This window comes from Bradyrhizobium sp. JYMT SZCCT0180, assembly GCF_018130165.1.
Lineage (GTDB): Bacteria > Pseudomonadota > Alphaproteobacteria > Rhizobiales > Xanthobacteraceae > Bradyrhizobium.
Window position 1 is genome coordinate 1 of the sequence record NZ_JAFCLZ010000001.1, and the last position, 15,015, is coordinate 15,015.

Genomic DNA, 15,015 nt, shown 5'->3' on the forward strand with positions numbered 1-15,015 from the left:
GCAACGGGCGTCAGGACCACACGGTTTTGCCGTACGCCCGTCCACGCCATCGTCAGGCGTGAACCAGCGTCCACCGCATCCCGCCGCGCGTTCGTGACGTGCGCACGCCCCTCTTGTCGGGCGGGACGCGACGATTCAAACCGCTGATTTGCCCGACGAGGAAAGTGGAATTTTGCCCGACGGGTTAATTTGTCGCAGATCTCGCCGTCATTCCCCGATGCGCAATTGCGCATCTGAGGGATCGCGAAGCGAGAGAATCCATCGTGCGACAGTGCATGCGGCCTGATGGATTCCGGGCTCGCGCTGCGCGCGCCCCGGAATGACGAGGAGAGCCACGCATCATTCCGCCGACGACTCCCGCGGCGCTTCGCGCGGGATGATGATCTGGATTTTCGTGCCGGCGCCGGGTTTGGTTTCCAGATGAATCCGGCCGCCCAGACGATTGGTCACGATGTTGTGGACGATGTGCAGCCCGAGGCCGGTGTTGCCCTGGTCGCGCCGGGTCGTGAAGAACGGGTCGAACACCTGGCGCTTGACCTCCGGGCTCATGCCGCAGCCGTTGTCTGAAAACAGCACCTCGACATTGCCCTTGCCCGATGCCTGCGCCGCAATATGGACCGATCCCCCGCCACCGTCCGGGAAGGCGTGTGCCGCGGAATTGAGAACCAGGTTGGTGAGCACCTGGCCGTAAGGTCCGGGATAGCTGTTCATGACAAGATCGGGCTCGCATTCGACGGCGACCGTCAGGTTCTGACCTCGCAGCCCGAACCGTAATCCCCGGACGACCTGCTCGGTCACCTCGCCGAGATCGAAGCGCCTGCGGTCCGAAACGTTGCGATCGGCCGCAACCTGCTTGAACGACTGGATCAGCTCGACCGCGTTGCCAAGATTGAACATGATCTGCGACGCCGCCTCGCGGCTGGCCGCAATGAATTCCGAGAGCGTCGAGCGGCGCACGTCGCCCTTGGCGAAGTCGGCTTCAAATCGTTTGGTCTTGTTGATCAATGCCGAGGCCACGGTGAGGCTGGTGCCGACGGGCGTGTTGATCTCGTGCGCGACGCCCGCCACCAGCCGTCCCAGCGCGGCCAATTTCTCGGTCTGTACCAGACTGCCCTGCGCGGCGCGCAAATCGTCAAGCGATTGCGACAGCTGCCGGCTGCGTTCCTGCAACTCGGTGAACAGCCGCGTGTTCTCGATGGCGATGACCGCCTGACCGGCAAAGGTCTTCAGGAGCTCGACCTGCGCCTTGGGAAATAATTGCGGCTCCAGCCGCATCACCGCGATCGCGCCGATCGCGACCTCGTCGCGCAGCATCGGCACGATCAGGATGCTGCGATAGCCCGATGTCTTCTGCAGTTCGCTGTAGCCGCCGGAGACCAGCACATCCCGCTCATGCACGACGCGCCGCTCGCGGATCGCCACCGAGATCAGATTCTTGCTGGTGAGCGGCGCCGGGTAGGCTTTGTGCACCGCCGCCACCGATGCCGCGGAAAACTGATCGTGCGCGACCAGGTGGACGTGGTCCCCGTCCCGGCGGTAGACGGCGCTCAGCACGCTCTGGCAGAGCCGCGCTGCGTTCCTGACGATCCGGTCGAACACCGGCGCAAGATCGGTCGGCGCGTCGGCGATAAGGCTCAGGACCTCGGATGTCGCGGCCTGGCGCTCTCTGGCTTGCTGAAGTTCGAGGGCAAGTGTTTCGACTTCGGTTTGCGCCGGATTTTCGACGTCCGTTTTCGCTGACCTTAAGGCGCGCGCTACCTTTGGCGCAGTGCTGCGCTTTCGCGGCTTCGCCGTACGGCTTTGCGGCTTTTTTGATCCGCCGCCTGCTCCAGAACGTGGTGTCATTGCCTGCCCCGGGCCTCAAGATAAGCCATCGGATCGGCTTAGGCTAGTAACGGGAAACGGGGGGCGGTGGCTGCGCCGGATGAGACCTCACCGCGACATGGCTGGACTTGCCGCTGCATTGCCTTGCCGTGAATGACCCGTCGCAGGAACGAAATCAAACGAACTTGTACAGGTTTGCCTTGGCCGCTAGCTTTGGATCATGACGTGCTCCGTTCTTCTGGACCTCGACGGCACCTTGATCGATTCGTATCCCGGCATATTGGCAAGCTGCCTTGCGGCGCTGCGCGCCCTTGGACATGAACCGGGTGAAACCCTCGATATAAGACGCATCATCGGGCCGCCCCTCGAAGAGATCATGCAAACCCTGCTGCAGTCCTACGGAGACGACAGGGTCGGTGAAGCCGTCATTGCCTATCGTCAGCACTACGGTGAAAGCGGGTTTCTCGGCAGCGTGCCCTATCCGGGAATCGGCAAATCCCTTGCAGAGATGAAGCGATGCGGATTGCGGATCTATCTCGCGACCTCGAAGCGGGAGATTTTCGCGAGGCCCATTCTGGAGCATCTGGGGTTTGCCACCTACTTCGATGGCATCCATGGCTCAGTGCCGAGCGGCGAGCTGGATCACAAGCCCGAGCTGCTCGCCCATATTCTGTCCAGGCATGGTCTGTCGCCGTCTCACAGCCTGATGGTCGGAGATCGCCGGCATGATATTTCCGGCGCCCATGCTGTCGGAATGCGCGGTCTTGGCGTGCTCTGGGGTTATGGCACAAGGGACGAACTTGAGACGGCCGGCGCAGACCAGTTGGTGGATTGCCCCGTCGATCTCGCCGGTACGGTCCTCTCGATGGTCAATGGGAAGCAATCCCCGGGCTAGGGCCGCACCAGCAACCGCGGTGCAGGATGCCAGGATGATCGATGTAGTCTGGCTATGGATGCCCGCATCTCGTCAGGTCGTCCCGGCACGTCGGCTTTGTGCGCGATAGCGGACGTAGCTTAATTGGCTGCGTCCCGCTAGCCGCATGACGGCCACCACCGTTGCGTTTCCAATTCATGAATTGCGCGCAAAGTATCGAGGCTGCAGGGTTAAAGAACCGGTAAATACTCTATCTTAGGTTTAGGCGGCAAATTGCAGCGAGGCCAGCATGTCCGCCGACGGAATTCGACACCAGGCGCAGCCTGACAGCGACAGACTGTCGGACGAAGACATAACTCTTTACAGAGACCTCCTGCGCGACCGCGCCATGGTTCAGGGCTACGCAGATCGGCCGTTCGAGGGGCTGTCGTGGGACTACTTTCTTGCGGACGTCGAGTTGGAAGCGCGCGCGGCGCGCATCAAGATGCGCGATCAGACTGTAGGGTCAATCTGCGACACGATACAGGTGCTGCCTCCAACCGCCATCGTCCGCCTGCGGGCGGCTCGCTACGCTTACTTCTCGCCCTTGGCTCCCGAGAACGAGGCTCAGGTCGATGAAGTCTTGCAACTGCTGGACGCCGCTACTGTAAAGCTGATGAGGCAGCGGCGGCATGCCGTTCATGCCGTCCAAGCCATCGAAGCCAAGCAGGAAGAAGCCAGAAAGGAAACGGCGGCACGGGAAGCGGCGCTTCTAGCGGAATGGTACGCGTGTCCATATTCCAAGCTCAGTTCAGAGCCTGAAGACTTCCTCCGCTGGATCAAGGTTCAGACCCCCGACACCTGGCACGTCATTGTAGAGAGCTGGGACTACAACGGCGGCGATCGTGATGACGTGATCGAGTGGATTTTCGACCAGCCGAACTGCGACCTCGGCACAGCCGCTCAATTCTTCTTCACCGCCGGGCTCGCCAATGAAGAGCCTGAGAAGCTCAGTCCGCTCTATCGTCGCAGTTGGCACCTCATGAAGCGCATCGCGGACAACTGGCAAATCGGATTTTATGTGCGCAATGAACTGCAACACTCGGTGGAGCCTTCCGACATGACGCACTACGATGAGCTGGTTGCTCGCCGGGAGGCAGAGGGTCGTCCGCTTCGGTGGAAGGTGCCGGGTCCGAAAGCGCGCCGATTTGGCGCGCGACGACCAGTCTCGGCGTACTGGTATGAGCACGGCCATTTAAAGCTGGGTTTTGCCGCCTGGAAACGACAGCGCGAGCGCTCGGGGTGTGGCAAGGACTTTCCTTGTTGTTGCGCGGCATAGTCGCCACGCGTGATGCTGCTGAATGGAAGTCCGCCTGGGGTATCTGATGGATTGCAACCGCGGCCCGGCGAGTAACTAGCCTTTGCTCGGTGACCAGCCATAAGCCTTGGCGCAGGCACCGCCCATCAACATCGCGCGCTCGGTATCGCTGAGGCGATCCGTCTTGAGGAAGGGCGTGACGGCCTGCTCGTAATTGACGACGGCGAAGGCGCGGGTCCAGTCGGTGCCCCACAGGCAGCGGTCAAAACCCCAGGCGTCGAACACGCGGGCCAGCGGGTTCCAGATGTCAGAGAATGGATGCGGCTCCTTGGACAGCGTGCAGGCGCCGCTGACCTTGATCACCACGTTCTTGCGTTTGGCGAGCGCCAGCACCTTGGGCAGTTCGGCCCAAGGGGACCAGGGCTGCGCGGGCGCCGGCGGCGTGCGCGGCTGCAGGATGCCGAGATGGTCGAGGATGAAGCGCGTGTCGGGATGACGATCGACCAGCGCCGTGCCGGCGTCGAGATTATCCCAGCACAGCAGGTTGACCGGAAAGTCATGTTGAACGGCCGCGCGCGCAATGCGGTCGATGCCGGGGTGACCGGGCTCGCGCTTGTTCTCCCTGGTCAGCATGATCCGGATGCCGACCGCGCCCGGCGTCTTCTTCCAGTCGGCGACGACGTCGGCGACGTTGGGATCATCGGGGTCGACCGGCTTGACGATGGCGAGCCGGTTGGGATGAGCACGCGCCACTTCGACGGCATAGCTGGCGTCGTAGCGGTACATCGAAAAGGCCGAGATGAAGATCGCGCCGTCGACGCCGACCTTGTCCATCGCCGCCACCATCTCGTCACCGGTGACGTGATCGGGCCAGTTCGGCACCGTGGCCCAGGGCCGCTTCGCCGTGTTCGCCTCATAGGCATGAACCTGGGAATCGATAATCGCCATCGGGCAGTTCCTCCGTTTTGGCGATTTTGGACAGCGCAGCAGGTGCGTGTCCAGTGGGCCAAAGCGCGGGGAAGCGTTGCGCGGATTGCAGCCGGCGTCAGCGCTCCCGCGCCACCGCCTGCCAGCCGATGTCGCGGCGGCAGAAGCCTTCCGGCCAGTTGATGCGGCCGACGGCCGCATAGGCGCGGCTCTGCGCCTCGGTCACCGTCTTGCCCATGGCGCAGACGTTGAGCACGCGGCCGCCGCTGGCGAGAATTTTTCCGTCCTTCTCGACCGTGCCGGCGTGGAAGATTTCGACGCCCTCGATCTTCGCAGCGTCGTCGAGACCAGAGATCACCGAGCCCTTGCCATAGCTGCCGGGATAACCTTTGGTCGCCATGATCACGGTCAGCGCCACATCGTCGAACCAGCGCAGGCTGAAATTCTTCAATTGGCCGTCGGCGCTGGCGATCAGCGCCGGCAAGATATCCGACATCATCCGCATCACCAGCACCTGGGTTTCGGGGTCGCCGAAGCGGGCGTTGTATTCGACGAGTTTCGGGCCGTCTTTCGTCACCATCACGCCGGCAAAGAGCACGCCCTTGTAGGGCGATCCCATCGCTTTCATCGCGCGCAGCGTCGGATGGATCATCTCGTCCATGACGCGCGCGCACATCGCGTCCGTCATGACCGGCGCCGGCGAATAGGCGCCCATGCCGCCGGTGTTCGGGCCCTGGTCACCATCGAAGGCGCGCTTGTGGTCCTGTGCGGTCGCCAGCGGCAGCGCGTGCTCGCCGTCGCACAGCGCGAAGAACGAGGCTTCCTCGCCGACCATGAATTCCTCGACCACGACCTCGGCGCCCGCCTCGCCAAGACCGCCGCCGAACATCATGTCCACCGCATCAAGCGCTTCCTGCTCCGTCATCGCGACGACGACGCCCTTGCCGGCCGCGAGGCCGTCGGCCTTGATCACGATCGGCGCGCCCTGCTTGCGGATATAGGCTTTTGCCTTTTCGGCGTCGGTGAAATGCTCATAGGCCGCGGTCGGAATGTTGTTGTCGCGGCACAGCGTCTTGGTGAAGCTCTTCGAGCTCTCGAGCCGGCCTGCGGCCTGGGTCGGGCCGAACGCCTTGAAGCCGGCGGCGTTGAGATCGTCGACGATCCCGGCGGCGATCGGCGCATCCGGGCCGACCACGACGAAGCCCACCTTGTTGGCCTTGCAGAAATCGACCACGGCCGGGTGGTCGGTGATGTCGATCGCGACGCATTCGGCGTCCTGGGCGATGCCGGCATTGCCCGGCGCGCACCACAATTTGGTGAGCAGCGGGGACGCGGCGATCTTCCATGCCAGAGCATGTTCGCGGCCGCCGGAACCGAGCAGGAGGATGTTCATGTGTTTGGCCAGATGTGGGAACCGATGGCCAGTCGGTCGCACGAATCTCCCGCCGTCTGCAAGGGGATATCAACAGGCCTCGGTCGTCATTCCCCGATGCGCAATTGCGCATCTGAGGGCGCGCGCAGCGCGAGCCCGGAATCCATACTCCCGATGGTGGTTATGGATTCCGGGCCTGCGCCAAGCGGCGCATCCCGGAATGACGGACAGAGTTGGGCCTACCTTCCCGACCCCGCGATGATCTCCCGGAGCGTCGCGACGTGGCGGGCGAAGGCGCCGCGCCCGGCGGCGGTCGATGTCACCGTGGTCTGCGGCTTCTTGCCGACGAAGGCTTTGGTCACGGCGACGTAACCGGCCTTCGCCAGCGTCTCGATGTGGGCGCCCAGATTGCCGTCGGTGGCGCCGGTGAGCTTCTTCAGCTGGGTGAAATCAAGCCCCTGCCCGTCCGGCAGCGCGGTGAGCGCCGCCATGATCCGCAGCCGCAGCGGCTGGTGGATGACCTCGTCGAGCTCGGCCATGTCAGCTCCGCCGCATCCAGAGTCCGCCGACAATGAGTCCGCCGCCGTGCGCCACCGCCATCCACAGCAGGAAGGCCGCATCGATGTAGTAGTAGCCGATCAGCGTCAAGGCCGTCGTGCAGATCGCGATCGCGATGAACGCGTAACCGAACCACAGCCCGGCGATCGCATAGAACAGCATGCCATAGAGGGCCCAGAACACGATGGTTTGGCGCGGCCCGAAGTTGCCGAGCACGACCGAGCAGAAGATACCGAAGGCACCGATCAGCAGGAAGGTGATCAACGAGCGGATCGGAAAGGGCTTGCCGCCAGAGCGCATGTTCGTGAATACGCCAATGGCGATGGAGACGACGAGACCCGTGAGATTGGTTGCCGTCCAGATCGTGTAGCCCTGGCGCGGCCAAGTATAGTTGGCGATGTAGGCTGCAAACAACAGCACGCCCCACATGGCGACGATGAGGCCGGAAATCCGGTAGATCCGCGATTGGCGAACGCGCTGGACGACGTCGTTGATGTCGGCGAGCGCTTCCGAGGCTTGTTGGCTGTCGATCATGATCTCAGGTCTCACCGGGTTGCGATATCTTCGGATATCACGGAAACCGCCGCCGCCGTGCTGACGACATCCATGTGATTGGTGTTCTCGAGGATGCGGACATCGATGTTCGCCTTTGGCGAGCGACGGACCGTTTCCTCATACTTGCCCGACTGCATCAGTTCGTCATTGGCGCCGGCAATCAGCGTCAGCGGGCCCTTGGCCGCGTCGAGATCGACGCGATAGTCGCGATGCGTTCCGAAGTTGGCGAGCAGACGGAAGGAATATTCCGCCGTCAGGATGCGTGTCGTATTGGGCGGCACCGCAAAGGCAATCACCGGAAGCTGTTCGCAGCATGGCAGGCCAGCCGCATGCAGCAGGCTCAAGGCGATGATGCGCGGCATATTGGGACTGGCCCAGCCGGCGGCGTTCTCCCGGCTGGAGGCCGCCTTGGTGCCAAGATACGGCGACAGCAGCACTGTGCGCGTGAACAGGTTCTGGATCGGCGAACCCGCCACCCGCAATGCGAACGCGCCGCCCGACGAATGCCCGACCAATGTCAGCGGTGCGGATGGGATTGTCGTTCGGATGAATCCAACGAGGTCGGCCATGTCGTCTTCGAGTTGACCGATATAGCCGATGTCGCCGCGCGTGCCGGACGAACCGTGGCCGCGAATATCAGGCACGAAGCTTTCGACCCCGTGCGCCGCAAGGCTCTTGGCGAGCGGATGCACCGCGAGGCTGGAACCGGATGAGCCGTGGACCAGAATAGCCACGCGGCCTGTTGTCGGCTCGCGCGGAGCATAGCGGCGATACGCGAGCCGCGATCCGTCCCGGGCCTGGAACGTGAGAACGGGGGGAATGCCCTCGCGATCGCCGGCGCGTACCGTTTCGGAAATGAAGGCCAGGGTCGGCGGCTTTGTCACCGGCCGGGCAATCATGCCGACCAGCAGCAGCGAGACCAGGCCCGCGGCGGCGAGGCCCCAGACAACCAGCTTGAAAAATCTCGACATGATCGCAGCCGCCATGATGGGAACGCCCTCTGTTTACCTCATTACAGATTACTCTGTAATACAGAGTACTCTGATATGCAAGTCCTGATTTGCGGGGATGGCCGAAATCCCTACCTTGCGTGGAAGCTCCAAAAGCCTGATTCGATTGGACGAGATGCCCGCGACCGAACCCCTGCTCAACGCGCCCGAATACACCGTCTCGGAACTGTCCTCGTCGCTGAAGCGGACGGTGGAGGACGCCTATGGCCATGTCCGGGTCCGCGGCGAAATTTCGGGCTTCCGCGGGCCGCATTCCTCCGGGCACTGCTATTTCGCGCTGAAGGACGAGAGCGCCAAGATCGAGGCGGTGATCTGGAAGGGCGTGCATTCCCGAATGCGCTTCAAGCCGCAGGAAGGGCTCGAGATCATCGCGACCGGCAAGCTCACCACCTATCCGGGCTCGTCGAAATACCAGATCGTCATCGAGGCCATCGAGCCCGCCGGCATCGGCGCGCTGATGGCGCTGGTGGAAGAGCGCAAGAAGAAGCTCGGCGCCGAGGGCCTGTTCGACGAGGCGCGCAAGCAATTGCTGCCGTGGCTGCCGGAAGTGATCGGCATCGTGACGTCACCGACCGGTGCGGTGATTCGCGACATCCTGCACCGGCTGGAAGACCGCTTTCCGCGCCGCGTGCTGGTGTGGCCGGTGAAAGTCCAGGGCGAAGGCTCGGCCGAGCAGGTCGCGGCCGCGATCCGCGGTTTCAACGCGCTGCCCGAAGGCGGCAAAATTCCGCGGCCGGATCTGCTGATCGTCGCGCGCGGCGGCGGCTCATTGGAAGACCTCTGGTCGTTCAACGAGGAGATCGTGGTTCGCGCCGCCGCCGAAAGCATGATCCCGCTGATCTCGGCGGTCGGGCACGAGACCGACATCACGCTGATCGATTTCGCCGCCGACAAGCGCGCGCCGACGCCGACGGCGGCCGCCGAAATGGCGGTGCCGGTGCGCAGCGAATTGCTGGTCGAGGTCGCAGGGTTGGCGCGCCGCACCATGGTGTGCTGGCTGCGCGGCCAGGAAAGCCGCCGCAACGAATTGCGCGCCGCGGCCCGCGCCCTGCCCGCGGCCAGCGAATTATTGGCGATCCCGCGGCAGCGGCTGGACAGCGCAGGTAGCGCCCTGCCCCGCGGCTTGAAAGCCAACACCAACGCGCATCATCGCCGCTTCTCGCAGCTCAGCGCCGGCTTGACGCTAAAGGTGCTGCGCGGACAGGTCGCGCAGGCCGGGCACCGTCTCACCGTATCCGGCGAGCGCATCAGGCTTTCCGCGCGCGCGCTGCTGCGCAACCGCAGGGATCGCTTTGCCGGGCTTGAAGTCAGGCTGAAAGCCTCAAAACTTTCCAACGCGCAGGCGCAGCGAAACGCGATCGCGCGCGACCGCGAACGCACGCATCGCCTCGCCGAGCGCGCGCGCCGCGCGCTGCTGACCGCGATGACACGGCTCAACGCCCGCGTCGTCCATAGCGGCCAGTTGCTGTCGGCGCTGTCCTATCGCGGCGTGCTCGCGCGCGGGTTTGCTCTGGTGCGTGACGAACACGGTCACGCCGTGCATGCCGCCGCCTCGATCGGCCCGGGAGCGCCCCTGTCGATCGAGTTCGCCGATGGACGCGTCGCGGCAACGGCCGATGCCGACCGGCCGGCGGCGACATCAGCGCCGACCAGCCAGCCGACCCTTGCCCGGCGAGAAACCAAGACACTTGCGCCCAAGCGCGTGGTCAAGCCGGTCGATCAGGGCAGTTTGTTTTAGCCGAAAATCTCGCCGTCATGCCCGGGCTTGTCCCGGGCATCCACGACTTAGCGGTATCAAGAAAGAAGACGTGGATGGCCGGGACAAGCCCGGCCATGACGATGAATGTTGTCTGCGGCCTTCACCTTGCCAGCCATTCCGCCACGCGCTTTTGCGAATCGATGCGCGCCTCCGCGTCACCGCCGATGTGGCCGCGTTCCGGCTGGCCGGCGTCGCCGCCGCCGAGCGCGCGGAGCGGCAGGTTGGCGCGGTCGAAATCGTGCGGCGCGCCTGGATAGATTTCGATCCGCGCCAGCGCGCTGCGGCCGCGGGCGCCCTCCACCATCTGGCGGCAGGCCGATGGCGAACTGACATCGTCCTTGGCGCCGATCAGCAGCAGCGTCGGCATCCGCGCGCTCCAGCCGAGGCCAGCGGAAATCCGGCAGTCAGGATAGAACGCGACCGCCGAGCGGAAATCCGGCCCGTCGTGGCGCCAGGCTTGCGGACGCACCGCCCACAACAGGGCGCTGGCCCCGTTCGCCCATCCCATCAGGCTGACGCGATCCTGCGCGACCCAGGCCTGCTGCGCCAGCCATCGCCGCGTCGCCACGATATCGGCCACCCGCTCGCGGCGCGCCAGCACGCGGCGCTCCTTGTCGCGGCATTGCGGGCCGAGTTCGCGCGAGCCGTAACTGTCCGGCAGCACGACCGCGTGTCCCGCCTTCAATAGCTGTTCGACCCAGTCGCGGTAGCGCGGCAGCACCGGCTCGGAATGCCCGCCGAGCCCGCCGCAGCCATGCAGCGCGATCACGGTGGGAAACGGCCCGTCGCCGTCAGGCTTGTAGAGCTGGGCGTGCAAGTTGAGCTTTGGCGCGGGGATATCGACCTGTTTGGGGGCCGGCAGTGGCGCGGCGGAAGCGGCGTTCGGCACGGCCGCGCAGGCCGCGGCAAACAGCGTCAGGAATAGCAGCGTCGCAGACACCTTTCTTGCTGACAGAGGTCGCATCCGTGTTCGCCGGGTGGTTATGGCGCTTGGGGCAAAGCGTACCATAATCAGGAGGTTATCATGCGCAATCGGCGGAAATTCATCACAATCAAGTGGTTTTTTGCAGGTGGCTTTCGGGAGCGGACAGCCCAACCTATCTGTGATAGATCGAATTTGGAAAATACACTTTAGTCGGCCCTGTGAGTTGGCCGACCTGCCGGAGAGTTTACGGTGCTGAATAAATTCGGTCCCTCGGGACATGGCGAAGCGCAGGTGCAATATCTGGATGGCGATTTCCGCGTGGTCTCGCCGGGAACCTATGTGCGCTGCGCCATATCGGATGTGCGGATCCCGCTCGACGAGCTGAAATACTGGAGCGTCGATCTGCAGGAAGCCTATTCGGTGCCGACCGCGGTCTTGCAGCGGCATTTTCCCGGCGCGCTGAAGACTGAAGGTTAGGATCGTAGGGTGGGCAAAGGCGCACAGCGCCGTGCCCACCATCTATCGACACTGTTGTGCTTGAGTGGTGGGCACGCTTCGCTTTGCCCACCCTACGCGTTCAGCGGAATTTCTTCTCGCGCGCCTTGAACAGACGATCGGCGACGAACTTCCGCAAACCCGCGCCATCCTCAAACGCCAGCGTCACCGCGAACGGCACGATCGCTGTCGCCCAATCCGGCAATCCGCCGCCGACTCTCAGCCGCGCCAGATCCTTTTCCGTCGTCACCAGCGTCAGCGCGTCGCGGCCGGCCTCGGCGATCAGGCCGTCGATCTCGGCCCTGGAGAATGCGTGGTGATCGGCGAAGGCGTGCTGCCGGACCACGTCAACGCCGCTTGCCGTCAGCGTGCCGAAGAACCGTGCGGGATCGCCGATGCCGGCGAAGGCCAGCACGCGCTTGCCGCGCAGCGAAGCCACCGAATCCTGGTTCGGCACAAGGCGCGCGCGCAGCACCGGCCTGTCCTGCGCGGCGATATCGGCCGCGACGGCATCCGCTGCCTTGCCGTTGCCGACGATGATGAGCGCATCGGTGCGCGCCAGTTGCGGCTTTAGCGGCGCGCGCAACGGGCCGGCGGGAAACACCTGTCCGTTGCCGAGGCCGCGGCCGGCATCGATCACGATCAGCGAGGCGTCCTTGGCGACCGAGGGATTCTGGAAACCGTCATCCATCAGGATCACGGACGCCGCCAGCGAACGCGCCAATGGAACGCCGTCGGCGCGTTGCCGCGCGACCACCACCGGCAGCGTCGCCGCCAGCATCAGCGGCTCGTCGCCGACATCGGCGGCGGCATGCCGTTCCGGATCGACCCGCACCGGGCCGCGTAGTTCTCCGCCATAGCCGCGGCTGAGCACGACGGGCGTTTCGCCGAGCTCGCGGAGCAGTTTCGCCAGCGCCAGCACCGTTGGCGTCTTGCCGGCGCCGCCGACGTGGTAGTTGCCGATACAAATGACGGGGACGCCGGCATCCAGCCCCCCGCGCTGCATCCGTCTCGCGGCGATGGCGCCGTAGAGCGCGGCGAGCGGTGACAACAGGTTCGATGTAAGGGAAGGCGGGCCGTGCCAGAAGCGCGGCTCACGCATTCGCGGCTCCCATTTCGAGCCGCAGCTGCAACAAATACGGCTCCAGCGCGATCATCGTGCGATCGAGCGCACCGCCGAGCTGTTCGACCACGCGCTCGGAGGTGGCAAGCGATACTTCGCGCGCCCTGGGATCGGCGAGCAGCTGACCGAGCTGCTTGACCAGGGCTTCCTGGGTGTCGGCCTTTCGCGCGCCGCCGGCCCGATCGAGCGCCTCATAGACGTCGCTGAAATTGAACACGTGCGGGCCATGGACGATCGAGGCGCCGAGCTTGATCGCCTCGATCGGATTTTGCCCGCCATGCTCGACCAGCGATCCGCCCATGAACACGATTGGCGACAACCGGTAGAACAACCCGAGCTCGCCCATGGTGTCGGCGACATAGATGTCGGTCGCAGCGACAGGCAATTCCTCGCGCGAACGCAATGAAGCATGCAGGCCAGTCGCCTCGACCATGCGCGCGATCGCCTCGCCGCGGTCGGGATGCCGCGGCACGATCACGGTGAGCAGGTTCGGAAAGAATCCGGCGAGCGTCTTGTGCGCCTCCGCCAGCATCTCGTCCTCGCCGGGATGGGTGGAGGCGGCGATGACGACCGGACGGCCGCGCGTCATCGACATCAGCCGCTCCAGCTTGGCTTGATCCGCCGGAGGTGCGGGAACGTCGAGCTTCAGATTGCCTGTCGTCACGACGTTAGGACAGCCAAGCGTCGAAAACCTGTCGGCATCGGTTTCCGACTGCGCGAGGCACAGCTCGAACCGGCCGAGCAGCGCCGAGATGGTGCCGGAGACCCGCCGCCAGCGCGGAAACGAGCGAGGCGACATGCGGCCGTTGATCAGCACCATCGGCACCCGCCGCGCCGCGCTCGACAGGATCAAATTCGGCCACAGATCGGACTCGATGAACAGCGCCAGCGACGGACGCCAATGGTCGAGAAACCGCGCGACATAGCGCGGCGAGTCGTAGGGGACATATTGATGAATGACGTCGGGCGGAAACCGCTTGGCGACAACCGCCGCCGAGGTCACCGTGCCCGAGGTGAGGAGGATGCGCAGGTTCAGCGCCCGCAGCTGCTCGACCAGAGCAGCCGAGGCCAGCACCTCGCCGACGCTGGCGCCGTGAATCCATACCAGCGGCCCGACCGGGCGAACATCGCCGCTCACGCCGCGGCGCTCGCTGACGCGCGCCGGATCTTCCTTGCCGAGCTTCAGCCGCCGGTTGATGAACGCAGGCGCCAGCGGCACCATCGCGGACGACAGGCTCCGGTAGACGCGCAACGGCAGCGGCAGCGGCAGCGAATTAACCAAGGGCGGCCTCCGGACGTCCGACAGCCGCATAGGCGCGGCGAGTCGCTTCGTTCAGATAAGTCTCTACCTGTTGGCGCAGCTTTTCCATGGTTTCTGCGTCGGCGTCGGGCGGCACGAAAACCGCATCGATGCCTACCACGGCACCCCTGCCGAATGGCAAATTGATGGTGGAGGAGTCCCAGTTTTTCAACCGGATGAACCGGCTGGTCACCATCGCAAAGGGAAGAATCGGCCGCCCGGACTCCCGCGCCAGCATGATGAGGCCGAGCCCCACCACCCGCGCCCGCTTCGGCACGTCGGCGGTGGTCGCGACATTCCACCCCTGCTCCAGCGCCTGCACCATCTCCCGGAACGCGCCGACGCCGCCCTTGCGGTGGAACGCGCCGCCATGGTCGCCGGAACCTCTGATGGTTCCGATGCCGAGCCGTTCGGCCGCAATGGCGTTGAACTCGCCGTCGCGATGCCGCGAGATCAGGACCTTGGCGCGATGGCTCTCCTTGGTCTTGATGAACGGCGTGATGAAATGCTGGCCGTGCCAGAAGGCGAGGATCGCCGGCATGACGGGCTCGACCTTGTCGTAGACGTCAGCCGGTTCGTAGCTGAAGCGGTTGGTCAGCCAGACCAGCCGCAGATATTCGGCCGCAAGCACACCGAGCACGCGCTGAAGCCAGCTGCTGCGTAGCAAATCGCGAAGGAATCGTTTCAACGGGCAGGCTTCGCGTCTTGCTTGGTATCTTGCTTGGTGTCTTGCCCCGGATCGAGCAGCCGGTGGAGGTGGACCACGAAATAGCGCATATGGGCGTTGTCTACGGTCTGCTGCGCCTTCGCCTTCCAGGCCGCATGGGCCGTGGCGTAATTCGGGTACACGCCGACGATATCGACCTGGTCGAGATCCTTGAAGGTGATGTGTTCGAGATCGGTCAACTCGCCGCCGATGACGAGATGAAGCAGTTGCGGCGGGGCACTATCTGGCATGATGGTTGTTCCTAACGAGGTGCCCGGCAAGCAAGGTTG

At 64.4% G+C, this 15,015-nt stretch carries 14 protein-coding genes and 2 pseudogenes; 4 read left to right on the forward strand and 12 right to left on the reverse strand.

Annotated elements, in window-relative coordinates; genetic code table 11:
* Positions 1–339: 339 nt before the first annotated feature.
* Both JQ641_RS38805 and JQ641_RS38810 read right to left on the reverse strand, forming a co-directional pair.
* Positions 340–1,137, reverse strand: a pseudogene (locus JQ641_RS38805) (sensor histidine kinase); the annotation flags it as partial.
* Positions 1,138–1,200: 63 nt separating this feature from the next.
* A pseudogene (locus JQ641_RS38810) lies at positions 1,201–1,845 on the reverse strand (GAF domain-containing protein); the annotation flags it as partial.
* Positions 1,846–2,044: 199 nt separating this feature from the next.
* Here JQ641_RS38810 and JQ641_RS00010 point away from each other — a divergent pair.
* Complete coding sequence (locus tag JQ641_RS00010; protein ID WP_211993591.1) at positions 2,045–2,719, forward strand: HAD hydrolase-like protein; 675 nt, start codon at positions 2,045–2,047, stop codon at positions 2,717–2,719.
* Between the two features lie 268 nt (positions 2,720–2,987).
* Complete coding sequence (locus JQ641_RS00015) at positions 2,988–4,016, forward strand: DUF4274 domain-containing protein (RefSeq protein ID WP_211993593.1); 1,029 nt, start codon at positions 2,988–2,990, stop codon at positions 4,014–4,016.
* A gap of 75 nt (positions 4,017–4,091) precedes the next feature.
* On the opposite strand, the gene JQ641_RS00020 is transcribed toward JQ641_RS00015, so the two are convergent.
* The 5 genes from JQ641_RS00020 to JQ641_RS00040 form a co-directional block, all read right to left on the reverse strand.
* Positions 4,092–4,943 carry an amidohydrolase family protein gene (locus JQ641_RS00020; protein ID WP_211993594.1) on the reverse strand — a complete coding sequence of 284 codons (852 nt, stop codon included), beginning with the start codon at positions 4,941–4,943 and terminating at the stop codon, positions 4,092–4,094.
* Between the two features lie 97 nt (positions 4,944–5,040).
* Positions 5,041–6,315, reverse strand: a complete 1,275-nt coding sequence (gene purD / locus JQ641_RS00025; RefSeq protein WP_211993595.1) for a phosphoribosylamine--glycine ligase — start codon at positions 6,313–6,315, stop codon at positions 5,041–5,043.
* Between the two features lie 218 nt (positions 6,316–6,533).
* Positions 6,534–6,833 (reverse strand): winged helix-turn-helix domain-containing protein, encoded by a 300-nt coding sequence (locus JQ641_RS00030; RefSeq protein ID WP_211993597.1) that lies wholly within the window; start codon positions 6,831–6,833, stop codon positions 6,534–6,536.
* Position 6,834: 1 nt separating this feature from the next.
* Positions 6,835–7,386: a hypothetical protein gene (locus JQ641_RS00035; protein WP_211993599.1), complete on the reverse strand. Its 552-nt coding sequence runs from the start codon at positions 7,384–7,386 to the stop codon at positions 6,835–6,837.
* 11 nt (positions 7,387–7,397) lie between these two features.
* Positions 7,398–8,378: an alpha/beta hydrolase gene (locus JQ641_RS00040; protein WP_249150114.1), complete on the reverse strand. Its 981-nt coding sequence runs from the start codon at positions 8,376–8,378 to the stop codon at positions 7,398–7,400.
* Between the two features lie 154 nt (positions 8,379–8,532).
* Here JQ641_RS00040 and xseA point away from each other — a divergent pair, with 154 nt between their 5' ends.
* Positions 8,533–10,155 (forward strand): exodeoxyribonuclease VII large subunit, encoded by a 1,623-nt coding sequence (xseA, locus tag JQ641_RS00045; protein WP_211993602.1) that lies wholly within the window; start codon positions 8,533–8,535, stop codon positions 10,153–10,155.
* A gap of 121 nt (positions 10,156–10,276) precedes the next feature.
* Here the strand turns inward: xseA and JQ641_RS00050 are convergent, their stop codons facing one another.
* Positions 10,277–11,140 (reverse strand): dienelactone hydrolase family protein, encoded by an 864-nt coding sequence (locus JQ641_RS00050; RefSeq protein WP_211993603.1) that lies wholly within the window; start codon positions 11,138–11,140, stop codon positions 10,277–10,279.
* Between the two features lie 210 nt (positions 11,141–11,350).
* On the opposite strand from JQ641_RS00050, the gene JQ641_RS00055 reads away from it, so the two are divergent.
* The gene (locus tag JQ641_RS00055; protein ID WP_211993604.1) at positions 11,351–11,578 is read left to right on the forward strand and encodes a DUF2093 domain-containing protein; all 228 of its coding nucleotides are present in this window, start codon (positions 11,351–11,353) and stop codon (positions 11,576–11,578) included.
* Positions 11,579–11,678: 100 nt separating this feature from the next.
* Here the strand turns inward: JQ641_RS00055 and lpxK are convergent, their stop codons facing one another.
* From lpxK to JQ641_RS00075, 4 genes are read right to left on the reverse strand one after another with little or no spacing between them, the layout of a single operon-like run.
* Positions 11,679–12,698, reverse strand: a complete 1,020-nt coding sequence (gene lpxK / locus JQ641_RS00060) for a tetraacyldisaccharide 4'-kinase (RefSeq protein WP_211993611.1) — start codon at positions 12,696–12,698, stop codon at positions 11,679–11,681.
* Complete coding sequence (locus JQ641_RS00065; protein ID WP_211993613.1) at positions 12,691–14,031, reverse strand: 3-deoxy-D-manno-octulosonic acid transferase; 1,341 nt, start codon at positions 14,029–14,031, stop codon at positions 12,691–12,693. Before JQ641_RS00065 ends, lpxK begins: the two co-directional genes overlap by 8 nt.
* A complete protein-coding gene (locus JQ641_RS00070) occupies positions 13,994–14,707 on the reverse strand; it encodes a lysophospholipid acyltransferase family protein (protein ID WP_211993615.1) in 714 nt (237 codons plus the stop codon). The genes JQ641_RS00065 and JQ641_RS00070 overlap by 38 nt, the downstream gene beginning before the upstream one ends.
* Positions 14,704–14,976, reverse strand: a complete 273-nt coding sequence (locus tag JQ641_RS00075) for a DUF4170 domain-containing protein (protein WP_211993617.1) — start codon at positions 14,974–14,976, stop codon at positions 14,704–14,706. The genes JQ641_RS00070 and JQ641_RS00075 overlap by 4 nt, the downstream gene beginning before the upstream one ends.
* Positions 14,977–15,015 lie beyond the last annotated feature (39 nt).